The organism is Pseudomonas sihuiensis, from assembly GCF_900106015.1.
GTDB classification, from domain to species: domain Bacteria; phylum Pseudomonadota; class Gammaproteobacteria; order Pseudomonadales; family Pseudomonadaceae; genus Aquipseudomonas; species Aquipseudomonas sihuiensis.
Genome location: NZ_LT629797.1, coordinates 319,766 through 334,264, shown reverse-complemented (window position 1 = coordinate 334,264; position 14,499 = coordinate 319,766). Strand labels below are relative to the sequence as shown.

The 14,499-nt window shown below is 64.0% G+C and carries 14 protein-coding genes; 5 read left to right on the top strand and 9 right to left on the bottom strand.

The window, feature by feature from the left end; translation table 11 throughout:
• Positions 1–93: 93 nt before the first annotated feature.
• Complete coding sequence (gene rapA, locus BLT86_RS01735; RefSeq protein WP_092374351.1) at positions 94–2,937, top strand: RNA polymerase-associated protein RapA; 2,844 nt, start codon at positions 94–96, stop codon at positions 2,935–2,937.
• A gap of 110 nt (positions 2,938–3,047) precedes the next feature.
• On the opposite strand, the gene BLT86_RS01730 is transcribed toward rapA, so the two are convergent.
• Complete coding sequence (locus BLT86_RS01730) at positions 3,048–4,280, bottom strand: RNA polymerase sigma factor (RefSeq protein WP_092374348.1); 1,233 nt, start codon at positions 4,278–4,280, stop codon at positions 3,048–3,050.
• A gap of 153 nt (positions 4,281–4,433) precedes the next feature.
• On the opposite strand from BLT86_RS01730, the gene BLT86_RS01725 reads away from it, so the two are divergent.
• From BLT86_RS01725 to cmoB, 3 genes are read left to right on the top strand one after another with little or no spacing between them, the layout of a single operon-like run.
• Positions 4,434–5,075, top strand: coding sequence for a lysoplasmalogenase (locus BLT86_RS01725; protein ID WP_017677752.1), 642 nt, complete (start codon positions 4,434–4,436; stop codon positions 5,073–5,075).
• Positions 5,076–5,132: 57 nt separating this feature from the next.
• Positions 5,133–5,876, top strand: coding sequence for a carboxy-S-adenosyl-L-methionine synthase CmoA (gene cmoA / locus BLT86_RS01720; RefSeq protein WP_092374345.1), 744 nt, complete (start codon positions 5,133–5,135; stop codon positions 5,874–5,876).
• Positions 5,873–6,841 (top strand): tRNA 5-methoxyuridine(34)/uridine 5-oxyacetic acid(34) synthase CmoB, encoded by a 969-nt coding sequence (cmoB, locus tag BLT86_RS01715; RefSeq protein ID WP_092374342.1) that lies wholly within the window; start codon positions 5,873–5,875, stop codon positions 6,839–6,841. Before cmoA ends, cmoB begins: the two co-directional genes overlap by 4 nt.
• Before the next feature lie 63 nt (positions 6,842–6,904).
• Here the strand turns inward: cmoB and BLT86_RS01710 are convergent, their stop codons facing one another.
• On the bottom strand, positions 6,905–7,165 hold the full coding sequence (locus tag BLT86_RS01710) for a hypothetical protein (protein WP_017677755.1): 261 nt from the start codon (positions 7,163–7,165) through the stop codon (positions 6,905–6,907).
• Positions 7,166–7,282: 117 nt separating this feature from the next.
• On the opposite strand from BLT86_RS01710, the gene BLT86_RS01705 reads away from it, so the two are divergent.
• On the top strand, positions 7,283–8,167 hold the full coding sequence (locus BLT86_RS01705; RefSeq protein ID WP_017677756.1) for a LysR substrate-binding domain-containing protein: 885 nt from the start codon (positions 7,283–7,285) through the stop codon (positions 8,165–8,167).
• 75 nt (positions 8,168–8,242) lie between these two features.
• Here the strand turns inward: BLT86_RS01705 and pdxJ are convergent, their stop codons facing one another.
• From pdxJ to lepA, 7 genes are all read right to left on the bottom strand, one after another.
• Positions 8,243–8,989: a pyridoxine 5'-phosphate synthase gene (gene pdxJ / locus BLT86_RS01700; RefSeq protein ID WP_092374339.1), complete on the bottom strand. Its 747-nt coding sequence runs from the start codon at positions 8,987–8,989 to the stop codon at positions 8,243–8,245.
• A complete protein-coding gene (gene recO / locus BLT86_RS01695; protein WP_092374336.1) occupies positions 8,982–9,668 on the bottom strand; it encodes a DNA repair protein RecO in 687 nt (228 codons plus the stop codon). Before recO ends, pdxJ begins: the two co-directional genes overlap by 8 nt.
• A gap of 69 nt (positions 9,669–9,737) precedes the next feature.
• On the bottom strand, positions 9,738–10,643 hold the full coding sequence (gene era / locus BLT86_RS01690; RefSeq protein ID WP_178101852.1) for a GTPase Era: 906 nt from the start codon (positions 10,641–10,643) through the stop codon (positions 9,738–9,740).
• Positions 10,630–11,319, bottom strand: a complete 690-nt coding sequence (gene rnc / locus BLT86_RS01685; protein WP_092374330.1) for a ribonuclease III — start codon at positions 11,317–11,319, stop codon at positions 10,630–10,632. Before rnc ends, era begins: the two co-directional genes overlap by 14 nt.
• Positions 11,316–11,693, bottom strand: coding sequence for a DUF4845 domain-containing protein (locus tag BLT86_RS01680; protein WP_024307441.1), 378 nt, complete (start codon positions 11,691–11,693; stop codon positions 11,316–11,318). The genes rnc and BLT86_RS01680 overlap by 4 nt, the downstream gene beginning before the upstream one ends.
• A gap of 88 nt (positions 11,694–11,781) precedes the next feature.
• Positions 11,782–12,636, bottom strand: a complete 855-nt coding sequence (lepB, locus tag BLT86_RS01675) for a signal peptidase I (RefSeq protein WP_024307440.1) — start codon at positions 12,634–12,636, stop codon at positions 11,782–11,784.
• Between the two features lie 6 nt (positions 12,637–12,642).
• On the bottom strand, positions 12,643–14,442 hold the full coding sequence (lepA, locus tag BLT86_RS01670) for a translation elongation factor 4 (protein WP_024307439.1): 1,800 nt from the start codon (positions 14,440–14,442) through the stop codon (positions 12,643–12,645).
• Positions 14,443–14,499 lie beyond the last annotated feature (57 nt).

Genomic DNA, 14,499 nt, shown 5'->3' with positions numbered 1-14,499 from the left:
ACTAAGCCGCACGGCAATAGTGCCATGACCGCTTTGGCCGTGGCGCTGCATCCGTTACCATAGCCGGCTTTTTCACGCGGGAGACAGACAGGCATGGCGCAATATCAACCGGGGCAACGCTGGATCAGTGACAGCGAAGCGGAATTGGGTCTGGGAACCATCCTCGCCGAGGACGGCCGCCTGCTCACCGTGCTCTACCCGGCCACCGGCGAAACCCGCCAGTACGCTACGCGCAATGCCCCGTTGACCCGTGTACGCTTCGCCCCGGGTGACGAGATCACCCATTTCGAGGGTTGGAAGCTCACCGTGCAGGAAGTCGAGGACGTCGACGGCCTGCTGGTCTACCACGGCCTCGATGCCCAGCATAAACCGGTGACCATGCCGGAAACTCAGCTGTCGAACTTCATCCAGTTCCGCCTGGCCAGCGACCGCCTGTTCGCCGGCCAGATCGACCCGCTGGCCTGGTTCGCCCTGCGTTACCACAGCCTCGAACACAACAGCCGCCTGCTGCAGTCGTCCCTCTGGGGCCTCGGCGGCGCCCGCGCGCAACCGATCGCTCACCAGTTGCACATCGCCCGTGAAGTGGCTGACCGCATCGCCCCGCGCGTACTGCTGGCCGACGAAGTGGGCCTGGGCAAGACCATCGAAGCCGGCCTAGTGATTCATCGCCAGCTGCTCTCCGGTCGCGCCAGCCGCGTGCTGATCCTGGTGCCGGAAAACCTGCAACACCAGTGGCTGGTGGAAATGCGCCGGCGTTTCAACCTCGACGTCGCCCTGTTCGACGCCGAGCGTTTCATGGAAAGCGACGCCAGCAACCCCTTCGAGGATTGCCAGCTGGCGCTGGTCGCCCTGGAGTGGCTGAAGGACGACGAAAAGGCCCAGGACGCGCTGTTCGCCGCCGGCTGGGACCTGCTGGTGGTCGACGAAGCCCACCACCTGGTCTGGCACCCGGAGCAGGCCAGCGCCGAATACTCGCTGGTCGAGCAACTGGCCGAGGTCATCCCCGGCGTGCTGCTGCTCACCGCCACCCCGGAACAGCTCGGCCAGGACAGCCACTTCGCCCGTCTGCGCCTGCTCGACCCCAATCGCTTCCATGATCTGCAAGCCTTCCGCGCCGAAAGCAGCCAGTACCGCCCGGTCGCCGAAGCGGTGCAGGAGCTGCTCGACCAGGGCAAGCTCAGCTCCCAGGCGCGCGACGCCATCGGCGGCTTCCTCGGTGATGAAGGTCGCGAACTGCTGGACGCCATCGACGGCGGCGACGAAGAAGCACGCGCCCGCCTGGTACGCGAGCTGTTGGATCGCCACGGTACCGGCCGCCTGCTGTTTCGCAACACCCGCGCCGCCGTACAGGGTTTCCCTGAGCGCGAGCTGCACCCCTACCCGCTGCCGAGTCCGGACGAATACCTGGAGCTGCCGGTCGGCGAGCATGCCGAGCTGTACCCGGAAGTCAGCTACCAGGCACAGGACGATATCGACGAAGAGCAACGCTGGTGGCGCATCGACCCGCGCGTCGAATGGCTGATCGACACCCTGAAGATGCTGAAGAAATTCAAGGTGCTGGTGATCTGTGCCCACGCCGAGACCGCGCTGGATCTGGAAGACGCCCTGCGCGTGCGCTCCGGCATCCCGGCCACGGTGTTCCATGAAGGCATGAGCATCCTCGAGCGCGACCGTGCCGCCGCCTACTTCGCCGACGAGGAATTCGGCGCGCAGGTGCTGATCTGCTCGGAAATCGGCTCCGAAGGCCGCAACTTCCAGTTCGCCCATCACCTGGTGCTGTTCGACCTGCCGGCACACCCGGACCTGCTGGAACAGCGCATTGGCCGTCTCGACCGTATCGGCCAGAAACATCGCATCCAGCTGCACGTGCCGTACCTGGAGAACAGCCCGCAGGAGCGTCTGTTCCAGTGGTACCACCAGGCGCTGAACGCCTTCCTCGCCACCTGCCCCACCGGCAACGCCCTGCAGCACCAGTTTGGCCCGCGCCTGCTGCCGCTGCTGGAGAACGGTGACGACGGCCAGTGGCAGCAACTGGTGGACGAAGCCACCGCCGAGCGCCTGCGCCTGGAAGGCGAGCTGCACAGCGGTCGCGACCGCCTGCTGGAGCTGAACTCAGGCGGTGCCGGTGAAGGTGAAGCGCTGGTCGAGGCCATCCACGAGCAGGACGACCAGTTCACCCTGCCGATCTACATGGAAGAGCTGTTCAACGCCTTCGGCATCGACAGCGAAGACCACTCCGACAACGCCCTGATCCTGCGCCCCAGCGAGAAGATGCTGGACGCCAGCTTCCCCCTGGGCGACGACGAGGCGGTGACCATTACCTACGACCGCGAGCAGGCCCTGGCCCGCGAGGACATGCAGTTCCTCACCTGGGAACACCCCATGGTGCAGGGCGGCATGGACCTGGTGCTGTCCGGCTCGATGGGCAACACCGCCGTCGCACTGATCAAGAACAAGGCGCTCAAGCCCGGCACCGTGCTGCTGGAGCTGCTCTACGTCAGCGAAGTGGTCGGCCCGCGCAAACTGCAACTGGGGCGCTTCCTGCCACCGGCGGCACTGCGTTGCCTGTTCGACGCCAACGGCAATGACCTGGCCGCCAAGGTCGGCTTCGAAACCCTCAACGACCAGCTGGAAAGCGTGCCACGGGCCAGCGCCAACAAGTTCGTCCAGGCCCAGCGCGACGTGCTGGCCAAGCAGATCAACGACGCTGAAGCCAAGGTCATGCCGCGCCATGTCGAGCGCGTGAGTGAGGCCAAGCGTCGCCTGATCGCTGAACTGGACGAGGAACTGGCGCGCCTGGTCGCCCTGCGCGCGGTCAACCCGAGCGTGCGTGACAGCGAGATCGACGCCCTGCGCGAGCAGCGCGAACAGAGCCTGGCGATGTTCGACAAGGCCGCCCTGCGCCTGGAAGCGATTCGCGTATTGGTGGCAGGCTAAGCACGCCCCTCTGTAGGGTGCGCCGTGCGCACCTCATGCGCGCACAATATTGCTGGTGCGCGCAGCACGCCCTACGTGCAGCCCCTGCATCCGGGCTACGGATACAGGGGCTAGGCACCCAGCTCTTCCAGTCTTTTCTGCAGAAACTGCCGATCCGGCCCCTGTTGCGCCAGCGCCAGGGCCTGGCGGTAGGCAGCGACTGCCTGCTCGCGCCGGCCAAGCCTACGCAGCAGATCGGCCCGCGCCGCATGGGCCAGGTGGTAGCCCTCCAGTTCGCCTGCAGCCAGCAATCGGTCAATCTCCACCAGCCCCGCCTGCTCGCCATCTCGCATGGCCAGTGCCACGGCGCGGTTGAGCTCGATAACAGGCGACGGATTCAGACGCAGCAGCTCGTCATACAGGCCGACGATCTGCGCCCAATCGGTTTCTTCCAGACTGGCCGCCTCGGCATGCACCGCGGCAATCGCCGCCTGCAGGCTGTAGGGGCCGAAACGCCGCGAGTGCAGCGCCTGCAGCACCAGCGCCTCGCCTTCGGCGATAAGCTCGCGACTCCATAGGCTGCGATCCTGGGCCTCCAGCAAAATCACCTCGCCATCGACGCCGCTGCGCGCAGCGCGTCGCGACTCGTGCAGCAGCATCAACGCCAGCAGCCCCTGCACTTCCGGCTCGGGCAGTAACTCCAGCAGTAGCCGTCCCAGGCGAATCGCTTCGTCGGACAGCTGGCTGCGGGTCAGCGAATCACCCGAGCTGGCGAAGTAGCCTTCGTTGAACACCAGGTAAACCACCCGCAACACCGCCTCCAACCGCTCGGGCAGCTCACTGCGCCCCGGCACTTCGTAGGGAATGCGCGCATCGCGAATCTTCGCCTTGGCCCGCACGATGCGCTGGGCCAGGGTCGCAGGACTGGAGAGGAAAGCGCGGGCGATCTCCTCGGTGGTCAGGTCGCATACCTCGCGCAGGGTTAGTGCCACCTGGGCATCGCTGGCCAGCGCCGGGTGACAGCAGGTGAAAATCAGGCGCAGGCGGTCGTCCTCTAACAGTTCGCCGCCTTCGGCGTCGCTCTCATCAGGCAATTCGATCTGCTCGTCCAACGGCTGGAAGCGACGTTGCCGACGCAGGTTGTCGATGGCCTTGAAGCGCCCGGCGGAGACCAGCCAGGCACGCGGGTTGTCCGGCACACCGCCTTGCGGCCACTGCTCGACCGCACTGCGAAACGCCTCGTGCAGCGCCTCCTCGGCCAGGTCGAAATCACCCAGCAGGCGGATCAGGGTGGCGAGCACACGGCGCGACTCATCGCGGTAAAGGCGCTCGATCAGCTCGGTGACAGGTGGCGATATCGACATGCGCTTCTCCTGAACGAACCCATACGTTGCCCAATACTGCCGGCGGCGTCGAGTAGCGGCACGATCCGCCCCTCGATTTGGCATCCCTCGCATTGGCAGCCGTTCGGTCGCTGGGCATAGTCGCGCCATTCCAAGAACGAAGGGAGTCTTGCTATGCGTTGGTTGCTGCTCGGTCTGGCGGGTGCTGCGGTATTTCTCTACGGCCGGATCACCGGCGATGCACAGCTCAGCCTGCTGACCAAGGGCATCCCGGTGATCGCCCTGCTGCTCTGGCTACGCCAGGCGCCTGCCGGCACCTACCGCCGCTGGATCGGCATCGGCCTGGTGTTCTCCCTGGCTGGCGACATCCTGCTGGACTGGCCCGGCGATCTGTTCGTGTTCGGCCTTGGCGCCTTTCTGCTCGGCCATCTGGCCTACCTGCGCGCCTACTGTTCCGACAGCCGGCAACCGGCCCTGCCCGCTTTGCTGCTGGCACTAATTGCCGGTGGCGCGATGTTCGCCATACTGGCCAGCAGCGGCCTGGGCGAACTGCTGATCCCGGTGGCCTGCTATGCCACGGCGATCAGCCTGATGCTCTGGCGCGCCCTGGCCCGCCTCGGTCATCCGCAGCTGCAGCCGCGCTCCACCTGGCTCGCAGCCGGCGGTGCGGCGCTCTTCGTGCTGTCCGACAGCCTGATCGGCATCGACCGCTTCGTCGCCAGCTTCGACGCCGCGCCTTACGCCATCATCCTCACCTACTGGCTCGGCCAGTGGGGCATCACCGCTTCGGCCTTCCAGCGCAGCAACAGCGCCTGACTGTTGCGCCACACTTGGCTAAAATGCCGGCCTTTTCCGCTACCCGTTGCGACCGCCGTGAGCCAAGAACCTGATCGTCTATTTGCCCAACCTCTGCCCGAGGTGCCCGATTTCGTCTTCAACGAGGACGTGGTGCGGGTCTTCCCCGACATGATCAAGCGCTCGGTGCCCGGCTACCCGACCATCGTCGAGAACATCGGCGTACTCGCCGGCCAGTTCGCCGAGGCGCACACTACACTGTATGACCTCGGCGCCTCGCTCGGCGCGGTGACCCAGGCACTGCGCCGCCATGTAAAAGCGGACGGCTGCCAGGTGATCGCGGTGGACAACTCGCCGGCCATGGTCGAACGCTGCCGCGAATACCTGCACGCCCAGGACGCCATGTTCCAGGAGCTGCTGCCGGTGCAGGTGATCGAAGCCGACATCCTGGCCCTCGACCTGCACCCCACCTCGCTGGTCACGCTCAACTTCACCCTGCAGTTCATCCCCCCGGAGCGCCGCCTGGAATTGCTCACGCGCATTCGCCAGGCGCTGCTGCCCGGTGGCGCGCTGATCCTCTCGGAGAAGCTGCGCTTCGAGGATGCCGCCGAGCATGAGCTGCTCACCCAGCTGCATGTCGCCTTCAAACGCGCCAATGGCTACAGCGAGCTGGAGATTGCGCAGAAGCGCAGCGCCATCGAAAAGGTGATGCTGCCCGACAGTCTCGAACAACATCGCGAGCGCCTGCTGGCCGCCGGTTTCAGCAAGGTAGTGCCCTGGTTCCAGTGCCTGAACTTCGCCTCGCTGGTGGCCCTGCCATGATGCGCGATCTGGATCTCGACGCCCTGCAGGCGCAACTGGCCGGTACTCCGTTGCAAGACTGGGCCTGCGAGTTGCCCGGTCAGCTCGACGCCAAACTGGCCATCGGTCACGGCGATCTGCCGCGCTGGTACGGTGCCGTGCAGGCGCTACCGGATCTGCCGGTGAGCGAGGTGGAACTGGTGCAGCGCTTCACCTTCGGCGGCGCCTGCGATGACAGCACGCGCGCACAATTGAAAGCCGCACTGCAGGGGCTGATTCCCTGGCGCAAGGGCCCGTTCGAGCTGTTCGGCGTGCATATCGACACCGAATGGCGTTCGGACTGGAAATGGCAGCGCGTCGCCCCGCATCTCGACCTGCATGGCAAGCGTATCCTCGACGTCGGCTGCGGCAATGGCTACTACATGTGGCGCATGCTCGGCGCCGGTGCCGACAGCGTGGTCGGCATCGACCCTAACTGGCTGTTCCTCTGCCAGTTCCTGGCGATGAAACGCTACCTGCCGGACCAACCGGTGTGGCACCTGCCACTGGCCTTCGAGGAACTGCCGGCCAAGCTGCAGGGCTTCGACACGGTGTTCTCCATGGGCGTGCTGTACCACCGCCGCTCGCCCATCGACCACCTGCTCGACCTGAAGGATGCGCTGGTCAAGGACGGTGAGCTGGTACTGGAAACCCTGGTGGTCGAAGGCGATGCCGAACAGGTGCTGGTGCCCGAAGACCGCTACGCGCAGATGCGCAATGTCTGGTTCCTGCCTTCGGTGCCGGCCCTGGAGCGCTGGCTGCGCCGCGCCGGCTTCGAGGATGTGCGCTGCGTAGACGTCAGCACTACTTCGGTGGAAGAACAACGCGCCACCGAGTGGATGCGCTTCCAGTCGCTGCCGGAATTTCTCGACCCGGCCGACCACAGTCGCACCGTCGAAGGCCTGCCGGCACCGACCCGCGCCGTGCTGATCGCACGCAAGCCCTAAGGACAGCGGTTCTCGTAGGGCGGGTGCAACCCGCCAGACTGCAATTTGCGGGTTGCACCCGCCCTACGGCCGCAGCCAACGCGCCCGCCGCTGTGCGATCAGCCGCAGCGGTTCACCGGCGCCCTGCTCCACCACGCCACGAGCACCGCCAAGGCGGATCCTTCCCTCGATGTCCTGCGCCAGCAAGCGGCGCATACGCCGACGCCAGAACCAGGCGCCAATCCAGTCGACGATGGCGTTCTGCAGATCCAGCGGCCACATGGCCGGCATATAGAACTCGGGCATGGCTGGGCGCGACTTGTCGCGATTGCTCGAACTGTTCATGACCTTTCCTCCGTTTCGCAGCCGGCTTCTTGCCGGGCTTGCGATCAGGATGAAACGCGCCTATCGTTCAAACAAACGACAAATATCAAAACCTGGATTAAGTAATATTTAACGATAATGAACGCGACAGCTCCCATCTCCCTGCCGCTTCTGGAAAACGATGTGCTGCGCACTTTCGTCGCCATCGCCGACAGCGGCAGCTTTACCCGCACCGCAGCACAGGTGTTTCGCAGCACGGCGGCCGTCAGCCTGCAGATCAAGCGGCTGGAGGAGACCCTCGGCCAGCGCCTGTTTATCCGCGAGGCACGACAGGTTCGCCTGACCGCCGAAGGCGAGGTGCTACTCGGCTATGCCAGGCGCCTGCTCAAGCTCAACGAGGAAGCGGTGGCACGCTTTCTCACCCCGACGCTGACCGGCCGCGTGCGCTTCGGTACGCCGAACGATATCGGCGACCGCGTACTACCGAGTGTCTTGACTCTGTTCGCCCGCAGCCATCCGGCCGTGGAGGTCGAGGTCAATGTCGGGCGCAGTGTGGATCTGGTGGCGAAGCTGGATGCCGGCGAGCTGGACCTGACCCTGATCAACGCCGGCAACGACGGCCTGGATGATGCGCGCGGCGAAGTGATCTATTCGGAGGAGCTGGTCTGGGCCGGGCGTGACGGTGGCCTGGCCATGCAGCGCTCGCCCTTGCCGCTGGCACTGGCCAACCCCGGCTGCGCCTGGCGCCGCACCGCGCTCGATGCGCTGGATCGGCAGGGGCTTGCCTATCGCATCGCCTACTCCTGCGAGCAGTGCGCCGGCCAGGAAGCGGCGATGACCGCCGATCTGGCCATCGCACCTTTCCCCCGCAGCCTGGTCAAGCCACCACTGCGCCGACTAGGCGCAGAACAAGGCTTGCCCGCCCTTGGCGAGTACCACATCAAGCTGATTCTCGGCCATCAACGCAACGACGCTGTCGAGGCACTCGCCAGGCAGATGGTTCAAGCTTTCAGCCAGGACTGAAGGAGCGAAGTGGGAGGCGCTTCAGCGGCGATAGACCATCGAAAGTCGCGGCTGAAGCCCCTCCCACAAAGTACGCTAGCCGCGGTAGGCAGCCGCGACGATCAGCGCTTTCATCTCGGCGACCGCCTGCTTGAAGCCGACGAACAGCGCATGGGCGACGATGGCGTGACCGATGTTCAGTTCGTTGATGCCGGGAATCGCGGCCACGGCCTCGGCGTTGTGGTAGTGCAGGCCGTGACCGGCGTTGACGATCAGACCGTGGTTGAGGCCGCAGATCACCCCGTCACGAATCCGCGCCAGCTCCTGCGCCGCCTCTTCCGCCGTGTGGGCGTCGGCGTAGCGCCCGGTGTGCAACTCGATGGCCGGCGCGCCGACGCGCATGGCCGCCTCGATCTGCCGCTCCTCGGCATCGATGAACAGCGACACTTCGCAGCCAGCCAGTGACAAGCGCTCCACCGCTGCGGCGATGCGCGCCTCCTGACCGGCCACGTCCAGGCCGCCTTCGGTGGTCAACTCCTGGCGGGTTTCCGGCACCAGGCAGACGTGCGCCGGGCGAATCTGCTCGGCGAAACCGAGCATGAAGTCGGTAACGCCCATCTCGAAGTTCATCCGCGTTTGCAACACGTCAGCCAGTACGCGCACATCGCGGTCCTGGATGTGCCGACGGTCTTCACGCAGGTGCACGGTAATGCCGTCGGCGCCGGCTTCTTCGGCGTCCAGCGCGGCCTTGACCGGGTCCGGGTAGCGCGTACCGCGAGCCTGACGCAGGGTGGCGACGTGGTCGATGTTCACGCCGAGCAGAATACGATTGGCCTCAGTCACGCTTGGACTCCTTGAGCGTCATGAAAAGTTCGCGGCTGACCAAGGGCCTGCCGCCAAGATGAGGTGCCAGCGCCTGGCGCATCAGGCGCTTGGCAGCAGCCAGTGCGCCCGGCGTCTGCCAGTCGGCCTCGACCATGGCCAGCAGCTCGCGGCCCTGAAATACACCGGGCTGCAGTTGTATCACCGGCACCAGGCCGATGTCCTGCTGCCAGCGGTACAGCGCGGCAGGGTCGATGGGCTGGTCATGCTGGTCGCGATCCAGGGCGAAACCATAGCCCAGCTCGTCCAGCAGGCGCCATTCGAATGCGCGCAGCAGCGGCTCCAGCGGCCGACCGGCCGCCAGCGCCTGAAGGGTCAGACCGTAGTGTTCGAGCATCAATGGGTGCGGATCTTCGGCCGGCAAAAGGCGAATCAGCAGTTCGTTGAGATAGAGCCCGGAAAACAGCGCCTCGCCACTCAGCAGCAGCGGGATGCCAGCGCTTTCCAGGCGGCCGACGCTCTTCAACTCACCACGCCCGCGCAGCTCCAGCTCCAGTGGGGCGAATGGCCGGGCAATGCTGCCGACCTTGCCGCGCGCGGCGCGCAGTACTGCACGCACGCGCCCCTGGGCGGTGAAGAAATCCACCAGGGCACTGCTTTCCTTGTACGGGCGGCTATGCAGAACGTAGGCGGCACGCATAGGCTTCAGGCTTCAGGCTTCAGGCTTCAGGCTGTTTTCCTGCAGCCTGTAGCCTGCGGCCTGCAGCCGCTAATCCAGGTAACCCAGCGAACGCAGGGCGCGCTCGTCGTCGGACCAGCCACCTTTGACCTTGACCCAGAGGTTGAGCATCACCTTGGAGTCGAACATGGTTTCCATGTCCTTGCGCGCGTCCGCGCCGATGCGTTTGATGCGCTCGCCCTTGTCGCCGATGATGATCTTCTTCTGCCCGTCGCGCTCCACCAGGATCAGGCCGTGGATATGCAGAATGCGGCCCTCCTGCTTGAATTCCTCGATTTCCACGGTGATCTGGTACGGCAACTCGGCGCCGAGCTGACGCATGATCTTCTCGCGGATCAGCTCGGCAGCCAGGAAGCGGCTGGAGCGGTCGGTGATCTGGTCTTCCGGGTAGAAATGTTCAGATTCCGGCAGACGCTCGCCCACCAGTTTCTCCAGGGTGTCGAGGTTCTGCCCCTGCAGCGCGGAGATCGGCACGATCTCGGCCTGCGGCAGTTGCTCGGCCAGCCAGTTCAGGTGCGGCAGCAGCTCGCTCTTGTCTTCCAGACGATCGGCCTTGTTCACCGCCAGCAGGATCGGGCATTTGACGTGCTGGACCTTTTCCAGCACCAGTTGATCCTCGTCGGTCCAGCGCATGCGGTCGACCACGAACACCACCACGTCGACGTCCTTCAGCGCAGTGGACGCACTGCGGTTCATGTAGCGGTTGAGCGCCTTGTCGTTGTGCTTGTGCAGGCCGGGCGTATCGACGTAGACGGCCTGGATGTCGCCCTCGGTCTTGATCCCAAGCATGTTGTGACGGGTGGTCTGCGGCTTGCGCGAGGTGATCGCCAGCTTTTGTCCGAGGATGTGGTTGAGCAGCGTCGACTTGCCCACGTTGGGCCGGCCGACGATGGCGACGTAGCCGCAGCGGGTAACAGGTGCATCAGTCATTGCCATTCTCCACCCCAAGGGCGATCAGCGCCGCAGCCGCAGCGACCTGCTCGGCGATACGCCGGCTGCCGCCCTGGCCCAGGGTCTTTTCATTGAGCAGGGCCACCTGGCACTCGACCATGAAGGTACGGCAGTGCGGCTCGCCCTGAACCTCCACCACCTCGTAACGAGGCAGTTCGCAGGCGCGCGATTGCAGAAACTCCTGCAGGCGCGTTTTCGGATCCTTGTTGGTATCGACCAGCGTCAGGCCGTCCAGCTCGCCGGTCAGCCAGTCCAGCACGCGCTCGCGCGCCGCCTCCATGCCGGCATCCAGATAGATGGCGCCGATCAGCGCCTCCAGCGCATCGGCGAGGATCGACTCACGGCGGAAACCGCCGCTCTTCAGCTCACCGGAGCCCAGGCGCAGATATTCGCCCAGCTCGAAACCGCGCGCCAGCACGGCCAGGGTCTCGCCCTTGACCAGGCGCGCGCGCAGGCGCGACAACTGACCTTCGCGGGCCTGCGGAAAGCGCTCGAACAGCGCCTCACCGGCTACGAAGTTGAGAATGGCATCACCGAGAAATTCCAGCCGCTCGTTGTTGCGGCCGGCGAAACTGCGATGGGTCAGAGCCAGGATCATCAGATCCTGGTCCTTGAAGCTATAGCCGAGCTTGCGCTCGAGGCGGGACAGATTGGGACTCACGGCATCCGTACACGAAATTCTTTGTCGAAATTCACCACCAGATCGAGGTTCTCGATCAGCGGCTCGCGTTTTTCATATTTGAGGTGGACCAGAAACTCGTTGTTTTCCACCTTCACCTGCATGGCGTCGCGCATGTTCAGGTCACGAATGTTGTTGACCTGCATACCCTTGCTCACGTGGTTGTAAAACTCACCGACGGTGCGAACATCCGAAGCCTTGTCGGTTTCTACCGAGGTAATGATCTTCTCCATGGACATATAGTCCAGGTAATGCGGCAGCACCTTGAACGCTGTGCTGGCGAAGAATGCCACTACGGCCAGAACCACCAGCCAACCCAGAATGGAAAGCCCCTGCTGCGAGCGCGCGAAAGTCATATATATCCCCAATAGACGGTCTTGTTGGAAAGCCTGACGGCCAGACTATTTATAGCCTGCGGCGCTGACGAAAGCAGCGCGCCAGTGCTCAATGAATCAGGCCGACACGCGAGAAGTTGGGCAGATTGCCGGTCTTTGGCTCAGGCCAGCTCATCCAGATGGCGAATGCCTTGCCGACGATATGGTCGTCAGGGACCATGCCCCACAGCTCCTGAGGGATATGACGATCACGCCAGTAACGGCTGTCGTTGGAGTTGTCACGGTTGTCGCCCATCATGAAGTAGTGCCCTTCCGGCACCACCCATTGGCCGCCGGGCTCGCGGCGCATGCGGGTCATTTCCTTGCGGATGGTGTGCTCGACCTGACCCAGACGCTCCTGATAGAGCATCGCACCGCCCAGGCTGCCAGGCTCTTCGCCGACCAACTTCTCGGCCACCGGCTCGCCGTTGATCAGCAGACGCTTGCCCTGGGTGTACTCGATGCGATCACCCGGCAGGCCCACCACGCGCTTGATGTAGTTGATGGTGGGATCGCTGGGGTAGCGGAACACCATCACATCGCCGCGTTGCGGGTTGTCCACCTCGATGATCTTCTCGTCGATTACCGGCAGGCGAATGCCGTAGGCGAACTTGTTGACCAGGATGAAATCGCCCACTTCCAGAGTCGGCTTCATCGATCCGGAAGGAATCTGGAACGGCTCGACCAGAAACGAGCGCAGCACCAGCACGATGGCCAGGACTGGGAAGAAGGATTTGCCGTACTCGACCAGCAAGGGCTCCTTGCTCAGGCGCTCCAGCACCCTGTCGTCCGGATCATCGACCCGCCCCTGGTAGGCCGCAATCGCCGCACGGCGGCGCGGAGCCAGCAGAATCAGATCGATCAGGGCCAGGAAGCCGCAAACGGCGACCGCGATAACCAACAGGAGCGGGAAATTGATCGACATAGAGCCTTAGCTATCCAACCTGAGCACAGCGAGGAAGGCTTCCTGTGGGATTTCCACGTTGCCGACCTGCTTCATGCGTTTCTTACCGGCTTTCTGCTTCTCGAGCAGCTTCTTCTTACGGCTCACGTCGCCACCGTAACACTTGGCCAGTACGTTCTTTCTGAGTGCCTTGACAGTGGTCCGCGCGATGATCTGGCCGCCAATGGCTGCCTGGATCGCCACATCGAACATCTGCCGAGGGATCAGTTCCTTCATCTTCTCGGTCAACGCACGGCCTTTGTAGGCGGCGTTGTCACGGTGCACGATCAATGCCAGGGCATCGACCTTGTCACCATTGATCAGCACGTCCAGCTTGACCAGGTTGGCAGACTGGTAGCGATCGAAATGATAGTCCAGCGAGGCATAACCACGGCTGGTCGACTTCAGACGATCGAAGAAGTCCAGCACCACCTCGTTCATCGGCAGGTCATAGCGAACCTGAACCTGGGAACCGAGGAATTGCATGTCACGCTGCACGCCACGCTTCTCGATGCACAGGGTGATGACGTTACCCAGGTGTTCCTGCGGCACCAGAATGGTCGCGGTGACGATCGGCTCGCGGAAATCGGCGACGGACGAAACGTCCGGCAGCTTGGACGGGTTGTCGACGGTGATGGTTTCACCGGTCTTGAGCTCGAGCTCGTAGATCACGCTCGGCGCGGTGGTGATCAGGTCCAGGTCGTACTCGCGCTCCAGGCGCTCCTGGATGATCTCCATGTGCAGCATGCCGAGGAAGCCGCAACGGAAGCCGAAGCCAAGGGCGTCGGAGCTTTCCGGCGCATACTGCAGCGACGAGTCGTTGAGGGTCAGCTTCTGCAGGGCGTCGCGGAAGTCCTCGAAATCGTCGGAGCTGACCGGGAACAGACCGGCGTAGACCTGCGGCTGGATCTTCTTGAAGCCCGGCAGCACTTCCACTTCGGGGGTCGAGGACAGGGTCAGGGTGTCGCCCACCGGCGCGCCGTGAATGTCCTTGATGCTGGCGATGATGAAGCCCACTTCACCGGCCTTGAGGTCGGCGGTGGCGGTATGTTTCGGGGTGAAGACACCGACGCTGTCGACCAGATGCACCTTGCCGGTGGACTTGACCAGAATCTTGTCACCTTTCTTGACGCGGCCCTGGCGTACGCGCACCAGCGAGACCACGCCCAGGTAGTTGTCGAACCAGGAGTCGATGATCAGCGCCTGCAACGGCGCATCGATCTCACCCTCGGGCGCCGGAATGGTCTGCACCAGACGCTCGAGCACTTCGTCCACACCCATGCCGCTCTTGGCGCTGCAAGCCACGGCGTCGGTGGCGTCGATGCCGATGATCTTCTCGATCTCGTCCTTGACGCGGTCCGGGTCGGCCTGGGGCAGGTCCATCTTGTTCAGCACGGGCATCACTTCCAGGCCCTGCTCGATGGCGGTGTAGCAGTTGGCAACCGACTGTGCCTCGACGCCCTGGCCCGCGTCGACCACCAGCAGCGCGCCCTCGCAGGCAGCCAGCGAGCGTGAAACTTCGTAGGTGAAGTCCACGTGACCGGGGGTGTCGATGAAGTTCAATTGGTACGTCTTGCCGTCCTTCGCCTTGTAGTGAAGGGTGACGCTGTGGGCCTTGATGGTGATGCCGCGCTCGCGCTCCAGGTCCATGGAGTCGAGAACCTGAGCCTCCATTTCACGTGCGGCGAGGCCGCCGCACATCTGGATGAAACGGTCAGCCAGGGTGGACTTGCCGTGGTCGATGTGGGCAATGATGGAAAAATTGCGGATATGACTCAGGTCACTCACGGATCAACACTCAAAGAAGGCGCAGGCAAGACGCTTGCCGAAAATAGCCGCGGATTG